This window comes from Kitasatospora sp. NPDC028055 (assembly GCF_040637885.1).
In the GTDB taxonomy this organism is placed as follows: domain Bacteria; phylum Actinomycetota; class Actinomycetes; order Streptomycetales; family Streptomycetaceae; genus Kitasatospora.
The window spans coordinates 42594-57402 of the sequence record NZ_JBEZXE010000037.1 but is presented as its reverse complement, the minus strand read 5'-3'; the positions used below and the strand labels follow the sequence as shown (position 1 = coordinate 57402).

Below are 14809 nucleotides of genomic sequence, written 5' to 3'. Positions count from 1 at the left end.
TCAGCCCCCCAGTTCGGATCGCGTTCAGGAACCGGACAGTGCCTTGCCGAGGTCGCCGATGACGACGTCGGCCGCCAGCGGGCCGCCGCGGGTGGACCAGACCGAACCGTCCACGGTGACGGCGTGGTTGTTCTTCACCGCGTTCAACTGCTGGTAGGCGGGCTTGGACTGGACGTCCTTGAGGGCGGCCCTGCCGTCGTCGGTGAGGGTGGACAGGAACAGCCAGTCGCCGTCGATCTCGGCGAGCTTCTCCAGGCTGAGCGCCGGGCTGTGGGCGTTGCCGTCCTTGTCCTGGGCGGCCGGGCGGGTGAGGCCCATGTCGAGGGCGACGCCGCCGGCGAACTGCTTCTTCTCCATCCAGCTGGGGCCGGTGGGGTTCCAGCGGACGATGGAGACGGCGGCGCCCTTGTTCCTGCCGAGGTCGGCACCGGCCTTGGTGGCCCTGGCCTGATAGTCGTCGATCACCTTGTTGGCCTGGTCGAGCTTGTTGACGGCGTTGCCGATGCCCCGGAAGGCGAGCTTCCAGTCGTCGGTGGGCGCCATGGTGACCAGGGTGGCGGGGGTGATCTCGCGCAGCTGCTTGAGCACCTGCTCGTCCTGCATGTCCCCGGCCAGGATGAGGTCGGGCTTGGCGGCGATCACCTTGTCCATCACCGGCTGGAGCAGGTTGCCGACCACCGGCACGCCCTGGACCTTGTCCTTGAGGTACGCGGGCGACTCGTTGAGCCCCTGGCCGTTGGTGATGCCGACCGGCTTGACGCCGAGGGCGAGCACCGCGTCGAGGTCCTCCTGGGTGAGGGTGACGATCCGCTTGGGCTCGGCGGGGACCTCGACGGCCTCGCCGGTGGCGTCCTTGACGGTGCGCTTGCCGCCGTTGGCCGCGTCCGCCGCGCTGCCCGGGGCGGCGGACGCGGAGTTGGAGGGGTCCGCGGACTGGGACGAGGACCCGGAGGAGCCGCACCCGGCGAGCAGGAGGGCGGCCGCCCCGGTGACGGCCAGCGCCCGGGCCGCGCGGCGGCGGGCGGGGCGGAGCGGGCTCTGGGCGTACGGCATGGGTGCCTCCGGGGCGGGGTGGTACGGGAGTTGGGCGGCGTCCGGGCAGCCCGGCACGACGGCGGTGCCGGCGGGACGCCCCGTTCATTAGGTTAGCCTTACCTTATGACATCGTCGCAAGTGGGCGCCCCCGAAGCGCCCGCCGTCACCGCGCCCGGCGCCCCTCCCCCACCGGCCCGCCCGCTCCGGGAGCGCGCCTGGCCGGTCGCTGTCGGGGCGGTCGCGGTGCTGCTCGCCCTCACCGCGCTCTCGCTCTCGGTCGGCGCCGGCGAGGTCGGGCCGGGACGGGTCCTGGACTACCTGCTCGACCGCGGCGGCGCCCGTGCCGACAGCCGACTCGCCCTCGTCGTCGGCGAGTTGCGGCTGCCCCGTACCCTCACCGCACTGCTGGTCGGCGCCGCCCTCGGCGTCGCCGGCGCCCAGCTCCAGTCCGTCACCCGCAACCCGCTGGCCGAGACCGGCCTGCTCGGCGTCAACGCTGGCGCCTCGCTCGGCGTCGTGCTCGGCATCGCCGTGCTCGGCGTGCAGACCTCCTACGGGTACCTCGCCCTCGCCTTCGGCGGCGCCGTCCTCGCCAGCACCCTGGTCCTGCTGATCGCCGGCAGCCGGGGCGGCGGCTCCCCCGTGCGCCTGGTCCTCGGCGGCTCCGCCGTCGGCGCGACCTTCGGCGGCATCACCGGCGTAATCATCGTCAACTCGCCCGAGACGTACGACCGTTACCGGATCTGGGTGCTCGGCTCACTGGCCGGGGTGGAAGGCTGGACGACCCTGGGCCAACTCGCCCCCGTCCTCGGCGCCGGCTTCCTGCTCGCCCTGCTCACCACCCGGCCGCTCACCGCCCTCGCCCTCGGCGACGACCTCGCCCGCGGCCTCGGCCACCGGCCCGGCGCCACCCGCGCGGCCGTCGCCGCCGCCGTCACCCTGCTCACCGCCTCGGCGGTCGCCCTGGCCGGGCCGATCTCCTTCCTCGGCCTGCTCGCCGGCTTCCTGGCCCGCGCCCTCGCCGGGCCCCGGATCGGCCGACTCACCCTGCTCGCCGGGCTGTTCGGCGCCGCCGTGCTCACCGGCGCCGACGTGCTCGCCCGGGTGATCGCCCGGCCCTTCGAGGCGCCGGTCTCGGTGATCGTCGCCCTGGTCGGCGCCCCCGCGCTGATCGCCATGGTCCGCTCCCGCCGCTCCGCCGCCCTGGCGCTCGGCGACCCCGCCGCCGAGGCCCCGCCCGTCCAGCGCGCCGAACCGCGCCCGGCACGGCCGGACCCGGCCCTCCGGTACGGCGCCTGGTCCCTGCTGGTACCGCGCCGGCCGCTGCTCGCCGGACTCGGCCTGGCCGCCGCCCTGCTGACCGCCGTGGTCGCCGCCGCGCACGCCGGACAGAGCGAACTCGGCCTCGGCAGGACCTTCCAGGCCGTGTTCGGCCACGGCGAGCGGCTGGACGTCCTGCTGGTGCAGAGGTTCCGCCTCGGCCGGATCGTCGCCGGACTCGCCGCCGGAGCCGCCCTCGGCCTCGCCGGCTGCCTCACCCAGACCCTGGCCCGCAACCGGCTCGCCACCCCCGAACTCCTCGGCGTCAACGACGGCGCCACCGCCGCCGTGCTGATCTCCGCCACCGCCTCCGGCACCTTCGGCGCCTGGTGGGCCGGGCCGCTCGGGGCGCTGGCCGCCGTCCTGGTCGTCAGCCTGGTCTCCGGCGGGCTCGGCGCCCGCGGCTACCGGGTGCTGGTCGTCGGACTCGCCATGTCGGCGCTCGCCTCGGCCGTCATCCAGGTCGCCCTCGCCCGGCGCTCGCTCAACTCCGCCGGCTCGCTGTACGTCTGGACCTCCGGCAGCCTCAACGGCCGGGACTACACCGTCGCCACGCCCGTGCTCGTCGGACTCGCCGTCCTGGTGCCGACCGCGCTGGTGGTGGCCCGGCGGCTGGCGGTGCTGCGCTTCGACGACAGCGTGGCCGCCTCGCTGGGCGTCGACCCCGGCAGGGTCCGGCTCGCCTGCCTGCTGCTCGCCGTCGCCCTCGCCGGGCTCGCCGTCGGGGTCTGCGGGCCGGTCGGCTTCGTCGCCCTCGCCGCGCCCGTGCTCGCCGCCCGGCTGGCCGGACCGACCCGGGTGCCGGTGCTCGGCTCCGCGCTCACCGGCGCGCTGCTCGTCGTCCTCGCCGACACCCTCGGACGGGTGCTGATCGGCGGGGTGGAGATCCCCGTCGGCATCGTCACCACCGTGCTCGGCGGCCCCTTCCTGCTCTGGGTGCTGCTCGGGCGCCGCCAGAGCGCCGCCTGAACCCACCCCGGAGCTGAGACCTTTGGCTGCCTTCCCCCTGATCGCCCCCGATCCGGACGACCCCGCCTACCGGCTGGTCACCTTCGTGCACGACGAGGACGACTGCGACGGCGTGCTCGCACTCCTCCACACCGTCACCGACAAGGACCGGCACGCCGGCGACCTGACCCCTCATCTGATGACCCGCCGCAACGACCGCTGGGAGATCACCTACCGGCTGCGCGCCGACCACCGCGCCTCCTACCAGTTGCACCCCTTCCACGGCGCGCCCCCCGGCACCACCCGGGCCGACTGGCTGCACGTCCTCGACCACGCCCGCCCCGACCGGCACGACACCCAACCCCGCCTCCCCGCCCGCGACGGCCGCCACCCCGCCTCGGTGCTCAGCCTGCCGCAGGCCCCCGCCCAGCCGTACGCCCGGCGGCGGGAGGACGTGCCGCGCGGGCGGACGCTCGCCCGTACGGTGGCCGGCCGGCGGGTGGACGTCCACCTCCCCGCCGGGCACGGGCACGGGCATGGGCACGGAGCTGGCCTCGGCCTCGGCCTCGGGCCGTACCCGGTGGCGGTGCTGCTCGACGGCGAGATGTGGGGCGAGGTGCTGTCCGTCGGCGACACCCTCGACAACCTCACGGCCGACGGCGCCATCCCGCCCACCGTCGCCCTGCTGGTGCACACCATGGGGCCGGGCCGCCCCGAGGAGCTGAGCTGCAACCCGGCCTTCGTCGACCACCTCGCCGACCGCCTCCTCCCCTGGGCCGCAGCGGAGTTCGGCACCACCGACGACCCGCGCCGGACCGTCATCGCCGGCCAGAGCGCGGGCGGCCTCACCGCCGCCTTCGCCGCCTACCGGCGCCCCGAGCGCTTCGGCAACGTGCTCTCCCAGTCCGGCTCCTTCTGGTGGCCGGACGAGACGGAGTTCGACGAGGGCAGCGAATGGCTGACCCGCCGCTTCGCCGCCGAACCGCGACGGGAGGCCCGCTTCTACGTCGAGGTCGGCCTCCAGGAGTGGATGCTGCTCACCCAGAACCGGCACCTGCGCGACGTGCTCACCGCCCGGGGGTACGAGGTCGAGTACCGCGAGTTCAACGGCGGCCACGACTACGCCTGTTGGCGCGGCGGCCTGGCCGACGGGCTGGCGCACCTGCTGGGCCGGGCGCCGACGAACGGCCCGTACCGGCCGAACGGCTGACGGCAGAGGGCTGACAGCAGACGGCTGACGGGCAGCACCGCGGTGCTGCCCGTCAGCCGGTTCGGACCCGCCGACCCTCGCTAGCCCTGCTTGATCGCGGAGATGTCGAACTCCAGCACCACCTTGTCGCCGACCAGCACGCCGCCGCCCTCCAGCGCCGCGTTCCAGGTCACCCCGAACTCCTTGCGGCTGATCGTCACCGAACCCTCCAGGCCCACCCGCAGGTTGCCGTACGGGTCCACCGCGTTGCCGGTGTACTCGAAGTCGATGGTGACCGGGCGGGTGGTGCCCTTGATGGTGAGGTCGCCGGTGACCCGGTAGTCGGTCTCGGAGACGACCTCGACCGAGGTCGAACGGAAGGTGATGTCAGGGAAGTTGGGGGCGTCCAGGAAGTCGTTGGTCCGCAGGTGCTGGTCGCGCTGCTCCACCCCGGAGTCGATGCTCTCCGCCTTGATCACCACCTGGCCGGACGACCGCGTGGGATCGGCCCCGTCCAGGTGCGCGGTGCCCTCGAACTGCCCGAACGAACCCCGCACCTTGGTCACCATGGCGTGCCGCGCGACGAAGCCGATCCGGGAGTGCGCGGGGTCGAGGACGTAGTCCCCGGTGAGCTCGGGAAGCGAAACGGTCATGAGGTACCTCCAAGAGTGGCCTGGATCCGGGCGTCAGCCTGCAAGGTGTCAGGCCAATGCAGTACCCGCCCGCCCGCCGCGCGGCACCACCCCGCCAAGTTCCCGCCAGCGGGTGAAGCCGCCTCAGTCCCGGTACGGGACCAGCCTCGCCAGGTCCAGCTCGAAGCCGAACGGCTCGGGGATCCGGATCGTCTCGCCGAACTCCCGCTCGGTACGGGTGTGGTAGCGGTCGCGGTTCGGCTCCGAGAACAGGGTGACGGTCTTCTGGCGTGGGTCGATGATCAGATAGAGCGGGAAGCCCATCCGGGGGTAGTCACGGACCTTCCCCGTCCAGTCGTTGTCGGGGTTGGACGGGGAGACGACCTCGACCGCGATCAGCGCGAGCTCCGCCGGGATGTTGTGCCCGGCCAGGTCGATGACGTCCTCCGGCAGGTAGGTGAGGTCCGGATTCCGGACAGCGCCGACTTCGGGCGACGAGAGATCGCTGTTCCCGCTCGTGAAGTAGCCCGCCGGGCAGTACGCGTCGAACTGGCGCTGCACGATCGACAGGTTCAGCTGGTGGATCGAGGACGGCGGCGCCTGCATGACGATGAGCTCGCCGGACAGCTCGACCTTGAAACCGTCCGGAAGGCTCCGTCGGGCCGCTTCGAGAAGGCGGTAGCGCTCGGGATTCGTGCGGTCTCCTCCGGTGCTCCTGTCACCGTACGGTAGTCGGGGCGGACGGGATGTCCTCCCGCCCGCCCCGATCGCGTCCTCCTCAGTCCTCAGCCCGCCGGGGGCGGGGGCGGGCCCTGGGCCGGGAGGCGGCGGGCGAGGAGGGCTCCAGCGGCGACCAGAGTGGCGGTGAGAGCCAGGGCGACCCGGTACGGGGTGGGGTCGGCGCCGTCGCCGAGGGCGCCGATCAGGGCGGCGGTGGCGGCGATGCCGAGGGCGCCGCCGAGGGTGCGCAGGATGGTGAACAGGGCCATCGCCCGGCCCATCGCGGACGGTGGCACGTCGGCGAAGCCGGCGATCTGGACGGTGAGCACGGCGGTGCCCAGCACCAGTCCGACGGCGAACATCAACACCCGTACGGCCCAGGGGTTCTCGGCCACGCCGAGGGCGGCGAGGACCGCCGCGGCCAGCAGCAGGGCGGGCAGCGCGAGGCGGCGCGGGCCGAGCCTGGGCAGCAGCCGGTCGACCACCTGGGAGGCGGCCATCAGGCCGATCGCCTCCGGGAAGACGCTGAGCCCGGCGTCCAGGGCGGTGGCGCCGCGGGCGGCCTGGTAGAGCAGGGGCAGCACGAACAGGGCGCCCATCAGCCCGGCCGAGGTGAGCAGGGCCAGCCAGCTCGCCGCGCCGTAGCAGCGGTCGGCGAGCAGCCGCAGGTCCACCAGCGGCTCGGGCGAGCGCAGCTGGTCCCGTACCGCGAGTCCCAGCAGGGCGGCCCCGGCGAGGCCGCCGAGCCAGACCGCCGGTGCCGTCCAGCCGTGGGCCGGGCCGAAGCCCAGGGCGTAGGTGAGCAGGCCGAGGCCGGGGGTGGCGAGCAGGAAGCCGCGGGTGTCGAAGCGGCCGGCCGGGGGTTCCGGTTCGGTCCGCAGGGTGGTCAGGCCGAGCGCCACGGCGGCGATGCCGACCGGCAGGTTGACCAGGAACAGCCAGTGCCAGGAGAGGTGTTCGGTGAGGAAGCCGCCGAGGGGCGGTCCGAGGGCGGGCATCAGGGCGGTCGGCACGATCAGGATCCGGCCGAGGCGCGGGCGCTCCTGCGGCGTGAAGGCGCGGAACAGCAGGGTCATGCCGACCGGGGTGAGCAGCCCGCCGGCCACGCCCTGGACGGCCCGGGCGGCGGCCAGGGTGCCGAGGCCGGGGGCGGCGGCGCAGAGCGCGGAGGCCAGGGTGAAGACGGCGAGCGCGCCGAGGAAGACCCGCTTGACGCCGTACCGGTCGCCGAGCCAGCCGGCCACCGGCAGGCCGAGGGCCAGGCCGACCAGGAAGGCGGTCTCGATGGAGTTGGCGGCCGGGACGGGCCGGCCGAAGTCCTCGGCGATCCGGTACAGCGCGGGGTTGACGATGGTCGAGTCGAGGCCGTTCATGCACATCGCGGCGGTGTACACGACGACCACGGCGGCGCGCCCCGCGAGCAGGGGGCGCGCCGGGGACGCTACGGCGGGAGGGGTCACAGGTCGGTCCAGTGCGCGGTGATCCAGGCCAGGGCGTCGGGGCGGGCGCAGGGGCCGTGGGCGACGCTCCAGCCGGCCGGGACGGCGGCGAAGGCGGGCCACAGGGAGTGCTGGCCCTGGTCGTTGACGAGGGCCAGGAACGCGCCGTCGGCGTCGAAGGGGTTGACGGGGGCGTCACTCATGGTCGGAGTTCTCCAGGTGGTCGGCGATCACGCTCGCGATGTGCGCGATCGGGGCGGGCAGGGTCATGTCCTTGTGCGAGCAGGCCACGTCGGTGTTGTCGATCCGGCCGGTCACGTAGGGGGCCCAGAGTTCGGGCACCAGGGTCTCGTCGATGGTGTCGACGGTGGCCCGGAAGAACCGGACGTCGCCGTGGAAGGGCCGGTGGTCGTAGCCCCGCACCAGGTGGTTGGTGTTGAGGTAGATCGCGTTGAGTGCCGTGACGGTGGCCCGGTCCAGCCCGGCCAGCGGGCTGCCCTCGCGGCCCAGCAGTTCGATCACGGCGTCGAGTTCGAGCGGCTGCCCGGCGAGGTCGTCCGGTCCGAAGCCGCCCATGGTGAGCAGTGCCTCCAGGGCTTCGGCCTGGTCCGGGACGGGCAGTTCGCGGAAGCCCTCGGCCGGGTAGGCGTCCAGGATCGCCAGCAGCTCGACCTGCCGGCCCAGTTCCTGGAGCCGGACGGCGACGGCGTGGGCGATGATCCCGCCGGTGGACCAGCCGAGCAGCCGGTACGGCCCCTCGGGCTGGACCTCGCGCAGCCGGTCGGCATAGTGCGCGGCCAGCTCCTCCATGGTCTCGGGCAGCGGTTCGCCGACGGTGGCGGTGCCGACGCCCTGGGCCTGGAGGCCGTAGAGGGGGACGTCGGCCGGGAGGTGGCGGATCAGGCCGGTGTAGCACCAGCTGAGGCCGCCGGCCGGGTGGATCGCGAACAGCGGGGCGCGGCGGCCGGGGGCGGTGGGCCGCAGCGGGAGCAGGACGTCCAGGGCGTCGGCGCCGGGGGTGCCCTCGGACAGGGCGGCGTCGAGCGCGGCCACGCTGGAGGCCTGGAACAGCGCGCCGATGCCGACCTCCAGGCCGAGCACCTCGCGGATCCGGCCGGCCAGCCGGACCACCAAGAGGGAGTGGCCGCCGAGCGCGAAGAAGTCGTCCTCGACCCCGACCGTCTCCAGGCCCAGGACTTCGGCGAAGAGTTGGCAGAGCTGCTGCTCGCGCGGGCTGCGGGGCGGGCGGCCGGCTCCGGCGGCGGGGGCCTCGGGGGCGGGCAGGGCGCGGCGGTCGAGCTTGCCGTTGGCGGTCAGCGGCAGTCGGTCGAGCAGCACCACGGCGGAGGGCACCATGTGGGCGGGCAGCTCGGCGGCGGCGTGGGCGCGCAGGGCCTCGGGTGCGGCGGTGCCCACGGCGTAGCCGACCAGGCGCTGGTCGCCGGGGGTGTCCTCGCGGACCACCACGGCGGCGTCGGCGACGGCCGGGTGAGCGGCCAGCACGGCCTCGATCTCGCCGAGTTCGATCCGGAAGCCGCGCAGCTTGACCTGCTGGTCGGCGCGGCCGAAGTACTCCAGTACGCCGTCCGCGCGGCGGCGGGCGAGGTCGCCGGAGCGGTACATCCGGGTGCCCCGCTCGCCGAACAGCTCGGCGTGCGGGTCGGCGACGAAGCGGGTGGCGGTGAGTTCGGGGCGGCCGAGGTAGCCGCGGGCCAGGCCGGCCCCGGCGACGTACAGCTCGCCGGTGACGCCGGGCGGGACGGGCTGGAGGTGCTGGTCCAGGACGTAGACCCGCAGGTCGGGGATGTTGACGCCGATGGTGCTGCTGCTGGTCGCGGCGGCGCTCGCCCGGTCGAGGGCGATGTACGAGACGTGCACGGTGGTCTCGGTGATGCCGTACATGTTGACCAGGGTCGGGGCGTCCTGCGGGTGCCGGGAGTACCAGTCGTCGAGGCGGCCGAGTTCGAGCGCCTCGCCGCCGAACACCACGTAGCGCAGGGCGAGTTCGCTGCCGGGGCAGTCCCGGTCGGCGGCGCTGAGCTGGTAGAAGGCGGACGGGGTCTGGTTGAGCACGGTGACGCGCTCGCGGGCGATCAGGTCGAGGAAGGCCGCCGGGTCGCGGCTGACCAGGTGCGGGACGACGACCAGCCGGCCGCCGTACAGCAGCGCGCCCCACAGCTCCCAGACCGAGAAGTCGAAGGCGTAGGAGTGGAAGAGCGTCCAGACGTCCTGGTCGTCGAAGCCGAACCAGTGGTCGGTGGAGCTGAACAGCCGGGCGACGTTGCGGTGGGTGACGGGCACGCCCTTGGGCCGGCCGGTGGAGCCGGAGGTGTAGATGACGTACGCGGTGTCCTCGGCGCGCAGCGGCCGGGTGCGTTCGTGCTGGGCCAGCGGGGTGGCCGGGTACCGCGCGGGCTCAGGCCCGTCGACCAGGAGTCGGGGGACGGCGTGGGCGGGCAGTCGGGGGGCGGTGGCCCGGTCGGTGAGCAGGGCGGCGGGGGTGGCGTCGGCCAGCATGTAGGCGAGGCGGTCGGCCGGGTAGTCGGGGTCGAGCGGGAGGTAGGCGGCGCCGGACTTGGCGACCGCGAGCAGGGCGACGACCAGGTCGACCGAGCGGGGCAGGGCGAGGGCGACGATGGTGCCGGGGCCGATGCCCCGGTCGGCCAGCAGGCGGGCCAGGCGGTCGGCGCGGGCGGCGAGTTCGGTGTAGTCGAGCCGTTCGTCGCCGTAACTGACCGCGATGGAGCGGGGGTTGGCGGCGGCCGCGGCCTCGAACAGCTCGGGCAGGGGGGCATCCGGCGGGGCAGGGAGTACGGCGGTGCCGTTCCACTCGACCAGGGTGCGGTGCCGCTCCGGCTCGCTGATCAGCGGCAGCCGGCCGATCGGGGTGTCCGGGTCGGCGGCGGCCGCGGTGAGCAGTCGGGCGAGGCGCTCGGCGAGGGCGGTCGCGGTGGCGGGCTCGAAGAGGTCGGTGCGGTACTCCAGGAAGCCGCCGATGCCGCCGCCGGGCCGCTCCCCCGCGTTGAGGGTGAGGTCGAACTTGGCGGTGCCACTGGGGATCGCGGCGATCTCGGCGGTCAGGCCGCCGCCGAGCACGACGGGTTCGTCGGCGCGGCTCTGCCAGGCGAGCATCACCTGGAACAGCGGGTGGCGGGCGAGCGAGCGGGCCGGGTTGAGCTCCTCGACCAGCCGGTCGAAGGGCAGGTCGGCGTGCTCGTGCGCGGCCAGCACGGTGGCGCGCACGCGCCGGAGCAGCTCCCGGAAGGACGGGTCGCCGGCGGTGTCGGTGCGTAGTACGGCGGAGTTGACGAAGTAGCCGACCAGGGCGGCGGTCCGCTCGTCCTCGCGCCCGGCGAGCGGGGTGCCGACGGGGATGTCGGTGCCGCAGCCGTGCCGGGTGAGCAGCGCGGCGAGGCCGGCCTGGACGGCCATGAACACGGTGCCGCCGGTGGAGCGGGCGAGCGCGGCGAGGGCGGTGTGCGCCTCGGCGCCGAGGGTGAAGGGGACGGTGGCGCCGTCGTGGCCGGCCACCGGCGGGCGGGGGCGGTCGGTGGGAAGGTCGAGCTGGTCGGGCAGGCCGGCCAGGGCGGTGCGCCAGTGCTCGGCCTGCCGTACGGCGAGCGGGGTGGGCGCGTCCACGGTACCGAGCAGCTGGCGCTGCCAGGCGGCGTGGTCGGCGAACTGGACGGCCAGTGGGGCGAGTTCGGGTGCGTGTCCGGCCTGCCGGGCGGTGTAGGCGGTGGCGAGGTCGTGCAGCAGCGGGGTGGTGGAGGCGCCGTCGCCCGCGATGTGGTGGAGCAGCAGGAGCAGGGTGTGCCGCTCGGGGGCGTGGCCGAACAGCGTGGCGCGCAGCGGGGGTTCGGCGGTGAGGTCGAAGGCGTAGCGGACGGCGTCGGCCATCTGTTCGGTGCCGTTGCCGTCGCGGCCGTCGATCGCGCCGTCGCCGTCGTGGAGTTCGACCGGGGCGGGCGCCAGGATCCGCTGGTACGGCGTGCCGTCCGGCTCCTCGCCGTAGACGGTGCGCAGGACTTCGTGCCGGGCGGTGAGGTCGCCGAGGGCGAGGGTGAGGGCGGCGCGGTCGAGCGGGCCGGTGAGGGTGAGGGCGAGCGGGATGTTGTAGGTGGGGCTGGGGCCTTCGAGCCGGTGCAGGAACCAGAGGCCGCGCTGGGCGGGCGAGAGCGGCATCCGGTCGGTGCGCGGCACAGGCACCAGGGCGGGGCGCGGCTCGGGCCCGGCCCCAGGGCGCCCGTCCTGTGGTTCGGGCCGGAGCAGGGCGGCGAGGGCGGCCGGGGTCGGGTGGCGGAAGACGTCGGCGAAGGCGACCGGTGCGGCGAAGGTCTCGCGCAGCCGGGCGGCCAGGCGACCGGCGAGCAGGGAGTGGCCGCCGAGGTCGAAGAAGGAGTCCTCCCGGCCGGGTGCGGCGGGCAGGCCGAGGACGTCGGCGAACAGCCCGCAGACCAGTTCCTCCTGCGGGGTGGCGGCGGCCGCGCCGGGGGTGGCGGCGGCGGGGGGCTCGGGGAGGGCTCGGTGGTCCAGCTTGTCGTGGGCGGTGCGCGGCAGTTCGTCCAGCAGCAGGACGGCCGCCGGGACCATGTGGGCGGGCAGCCGGGCGGCGAGCGCGGCACGCAGGGCCTCGGGGTCGGGGAGCTCGGCGGCCTCGGGACCTGAACCGGTGGCGGGGAGCCCACTGGCGGCGGGAACGACGTAGCCGAGCAGTCGCTTGCCCTGCGGCCCGGGGCGGGCGATCACCACGGCCTGGGCCACGCCGGGCAGTTGGGCGAGGACGGCGGCGATCTCGCCGGGTTCGATCCGGAAGCCGCGGATCTTCACCTGGTCGTCGGCGCGGCCGAGGAACTCCAGGGTGTTGTCGGGCCGCCGACGGGCGAGGTCGCCGGTGCGGTACATCCGGTCGCCGGGCGGACCGAAGGGGTCGGCGAGGAAGCGTTCGGCGGTGAGGTCGGGGCGGCCGAGGTAGCCGCGGGCCAGGCAGGCACCGGCCACGTACAGTTCGCCGGTCACGCCGTCGGGCGCGGGGCGCAGCGAGCCGTCCAGGACGTAGGCGCGGGAGCCGCGCACCACCCGGCCGGTCGGGGCGCCGTCCGGGCCCGGGGTCCAGGCGTAGGCGTCGACGGTGGTCTCGGTGGGTCCGTAGAGGTCGATCGGGTGCAGACCGGGGACGGCGGCCAGCCGCTGCCAGAGGGCGGGCGGGGTGGCCTCGCCGCCGACCGCGAGCACCGACGGGCGGTGCTGGTCCTCGTCCAGCACGCCTTCGGCCAGGAGGACTTCGAGGTAGGAGGGGGTGAGGTCGAGGTAGTCGATGCGCTCGCGGTGGAGGTGGGCGGCGAGGGCGGCCGGATCGCGGTAGGTGGCGTCGTCCAGCAGGTGGAGCTCGTGGCCGTGGACCATCCACAGCACCGGGTCCCAGGAGGCGTCGAAGGCGAAGGAGGCGCTGTGGGCGATGCGCAGGCGCTCGCGACCGGTGCGGCGGACGGCGGGGGCGATGTGGTCCTCGCCGTGGCCGGCGTGCAGGTTGGCGAGCGAGGCATGGGTGACGACCACGCCCTTGGGGCGGCCGGTGGAGCCGGAGGTGTGCAGCACGTAGGCGGCGTCGTGGAGGTGCGGGGCCGGCAGGGGTGCCTCGGCGGTCTCCGGCGCGTCCTGCGTGCGCTGCGTGCGCTGCGTCGATGCCTCGGCGTCGGACGCCCGTACGGTGGGCAGGCCGGGCGGCAGGTCGAGGTCGGCGAGCGCCTCGGGGGTGCCGACCGCGCAGACCGGGCGGGCGTCGGCCAGTACCGCGGCGAGCCGCTGCCGGGGGTGGGCCAGGTCGAGGCTGACGCAGGCGCCGCCGGCCTTGAGCACGGCGAGCATCGCGACCAGGGTGTTCGCGCTGCGCGGCAGGGCGAGGGCGACGGGCGCGCCGCCGTGCACGCCGAGGCCGCGCAGGCGGTGGGCGAGCCGGTCGGAACGGCGCTCCAACTCGCCGAAGGTGAGGGAGGTTTCACCGCAGCGGACGGCGACGGCCTCCGGGGTGCGGGCGGCCTGGGCGGAGAACAGCTCGGGCACGGTCCGCTCGACCGGTGGTTCGGTACGGCCTTCGGTGGCGCGGCGCAGGGCGTCGGCGTCCAGCAGGTCGATCCGGGCGATCGGCGTCGTCGGGTCGGTGAGCAGCAGTTCGGCGAGACCGTCGAGGTAGCGCAGCAGGCCGTCGCGGTGGGCGGCCAGCGAATCGGCGCCGTGGCGGGCCGGGTCGGCGTCGAGGACCAGGCGCAGGGCGCCGTCGGGGCCGGGCGAGACGTTCACGGCGAGGTCGTCGACCGGCCCGGCGGCGAGGTTGCGGACCACGCCCGGCAGGCCGGCCAGGTCGAGGTCGGTCTCGAAGGCCTTGATGTTGACCATCGGGCCGAAAAGGGCGCGGCGTTGGCCGGTGCGGCCGAGGTCGCGGCGCAGGTCCTCCAGCGGGTAGCGCTGGTGGCGGCGGGCGGTGCGCAGGGCGCGGACCACCTGGCGCAGCAGGTCCTCGGCGGTGTCGGCGGGGCGGACGGCGAGGCGTAGCGGCAGGACGTTGGCGGCGGCGACGGGCGTGCGCAGGGCGGCGGGGCCACGGCGGTTGGCGAGCGGGAGGCCGAGCAGGACGTCCTCGGCGCCGGTCAGGCGGTGCAGGTAGCCGGCGGTGGCGGCGAGGAGGAGTTCGGCCCAGGTGGCCCGGGCCGTGGCGGCGGCGTGCTCCAGGCGCTCCCGGGTGCCGGCGGAGAGGGTGGCGGTCAGCCGCAGCGGGGCCGGTGCGGACCCGGGGTGCCCGGCGGGGGTGCCCGGCAGCACGGCCGGCAGCACGGCCGGGGCGTCGGTGTCGGCGAGGTGGGCGGACCAGTGGGCGCGGTCGGTGCGGTAGTCCTCGCCCGCGCGGTAGGCGGCCTCCTCGGCGGCGGCCTCGGCGAGGCGGGCGAAGGGGCTGGGGCCGGGGTCGGTCCCGGTGGTGCGGGCGGTGTAGTGGGCGGCGACGCGGTCGCCGAGGAGGGTCAACGCGTAGGCGTCGACGGCGAGGTGGTGGATCCGGCGGTACCAGATCCGGTGGTCGTCGGCGAGCCGGATGAGGGCCTGGGTGAACAGCGGGCCGGTGGTGAGGTCGGCCGGGCGGGCGAGGTCGGCGCGCATCCAGGCCTCGGCCTCGGCGGACGGGTCCTCGGCGGCGCGCAGGTCGAGGCGGTGCAGCGGCCAGCGGTGACCGGGGTTCAGGCGCTGGTGCGGGGTGCCGTCCGGGCCGGTGACGACGACCGCGCCGAGGACCTCGGCCTCGTCCACCGTCTGCCGCAGGGCCGCTTCGAAGGACTCCTCGTCGAGCGGTCCGGTGATCTCGACGGCGTCGCCGGTGTTGTAGACCGGGCTGGCGGGGTCGAGCGACTGGGCGTACCAGACGGCGGCCTGGGCGGCGAGCAGCGGGACGTCGGCGGGCCGGGCCCCCGTGGGCTCCTGATCGACGGGCTGCTGATCGACGGGCTGCGTTTCGACGGCGGGCATGGTGCGGAGAG

At 75.2% G+C, this 14809-nt stretch carries 8 protein-coding genes; 2 read left to right on the top strand and 6 right to left on the bottom strand.

Annotated elements, in window-relative coordinates; genetic code table 11:
• Window positions 1-24: 24 nt before the first annotated feature.
• Window positions 25-1053: an iron-siderophore ABC transporter substrate-binding protein gene (locus AB0F71_RS29290; protein ID WP_360240293.1), complete on the bottom strand. Its 1029-nt coding sequence runs from the start codon at window positions 1051-1053 to the stop codon at window positions 25-27.
• 105 nt (window positions 1054-1158) lie between these two features.
• Here AB0F71_RS29290 and fhuB point away from each other — a divergent pair, with 105 nt between their 5' ends.
• Window positions 1159-3324, top strand: a complete 2166-nt coding sequence (fhuB, locus tag AB0F71_RS29285) for a Fe(3+)-hydroxamate ABC transporter permease FhuB (protein ID WP_360240291.1) — start codon at window positions 1159-1161, stop codon at window positions 3322-3324.
• Between the two features lie 22 nt (window positions 3325-3346).
• Window positions 3347-4513, top strand: a complete 1167-nt coding sequence (gene fes, locus AB0F71_RS29280) for an enterochelin esterase (RefSeq protein WP_360240288.1) — start codon at window positions 3347-3349, stop codon at window positions 4511-4513.
• Window positions 4514-4593: 80 nt separating this feature from the next.
• Here fes and AB0F71_RS29275 read toward each other — a convergent pair whose 3' ends face one another.
• The 5 genes from AB0F71_RS29275 to AB0F71_RS29255 form a co-directional block, all read right to left on the bottom strand.
• A complete protein-coding gene (locus tag AB0F71_RS29275) occupies window positions 4594-5145 on the bottom strand; it encodes a YceI family protein (RefSeq protein ID WP_360240285.1) in 552 nt (183 codons plus the stop codon).
• A gap of 123 nt (window positions 5146-5268) precedes the next feature.
• Window positions 5269-5730, bottom strand: coding sequence for a Uma2 family endonuclease (locus AB0F71_RS29270; RefSeq protein ID WP_360240282.1), 462 nt, complete (start codon window positions 5728-5730; stop codon window positions 5269-5271).
• A gap of 179 nt (window positions 5731-5909) precedes the next feature.
• Complete coding sequence (locus tag AB0F71_RS29265) at window positions 5910-7247, bottom strand: DHA2 family efflux MFS transporter permease subunit (protein ID WP_360240279.1); 1338 nt, start codon at window positions 7245-7247, stop codon at window positions 5910-5912.
• 53 nt (window positions 7248-7300) lie between these two features.
• Complete coding sequence (locus tag AB0F71_RS29260) at window positions 7301-7486, bottom strand: MbtH family protein (RefSeq protein WP_360240276.1); 186 nt, start codon at window positions 7484-7486, stop codon at window positions 7301-7303.
• Entirely contained in the window at window positions 7479-14798 is a 7320-nt protein-coding gene (locus AB0F71_RS29255; RefSeq protein ID WP_360240273.1) for an amino acid adenylation domain-containing protein, read from the bottom strand. Before AB0F71_RS29255 ends, AB0F71_RS29260 begins: the two co-directional genes overlap by 8 nt.
• Between the last annotated feature and the right edge of the window lie 11 nt (window positions 14799-14809).

What these genes read in the sequence shown, in the direction of transcription:
- AB0F71_RS29290 (WP_360240293.1), bottom strand. Translation starts at nt 1,053, where the DNA reads ATGCCGTACGCCCAGAGCCCGCTCCGCCCCGCCCGCCGCCGCGCGGCC.
- AB0F71_RS29260 (WP_360240276.1), bottom strand. Translation starts at nt 7,486, where the DNA reads ATGAGTGACGCCCCCGTCAACCCCTTCGACGCCGACGGCGCGTTCCTG.
- AB0F71_RS29270 (WP_360240282.1), bottom strand. Translation starts at nt 5,730, where the DNA reads ATGCAGGCGCCGCCGTCCTCGATCCACCAGCTGAACCTGTCGATCGTG.
- AB0F71_RS29255 (WP_360240273.1), bottom strand. Translation starts at nt 14,798, where the DNA reads ATGCCCGCCGTCGAAACGCAGCCCGTCGATCAGCAGCCCGTCGATCAG.
- fhuB (WP_360240291.1), top strand. Translation starts at nt 1,159, where the DNA reads ATGACATCGTCGCAAGTGGGCGCCCCCGAAGCGCCCGCCGTCACCGCG.
- AB0F71_RS29275 (WP_360240285.1), bottom strand. Translation starts at nt 5,145, where the DNA reads ATGACCGTTTCGCTTCCCGAGCTCACCGGGGACTACGTCCTCGACCCC.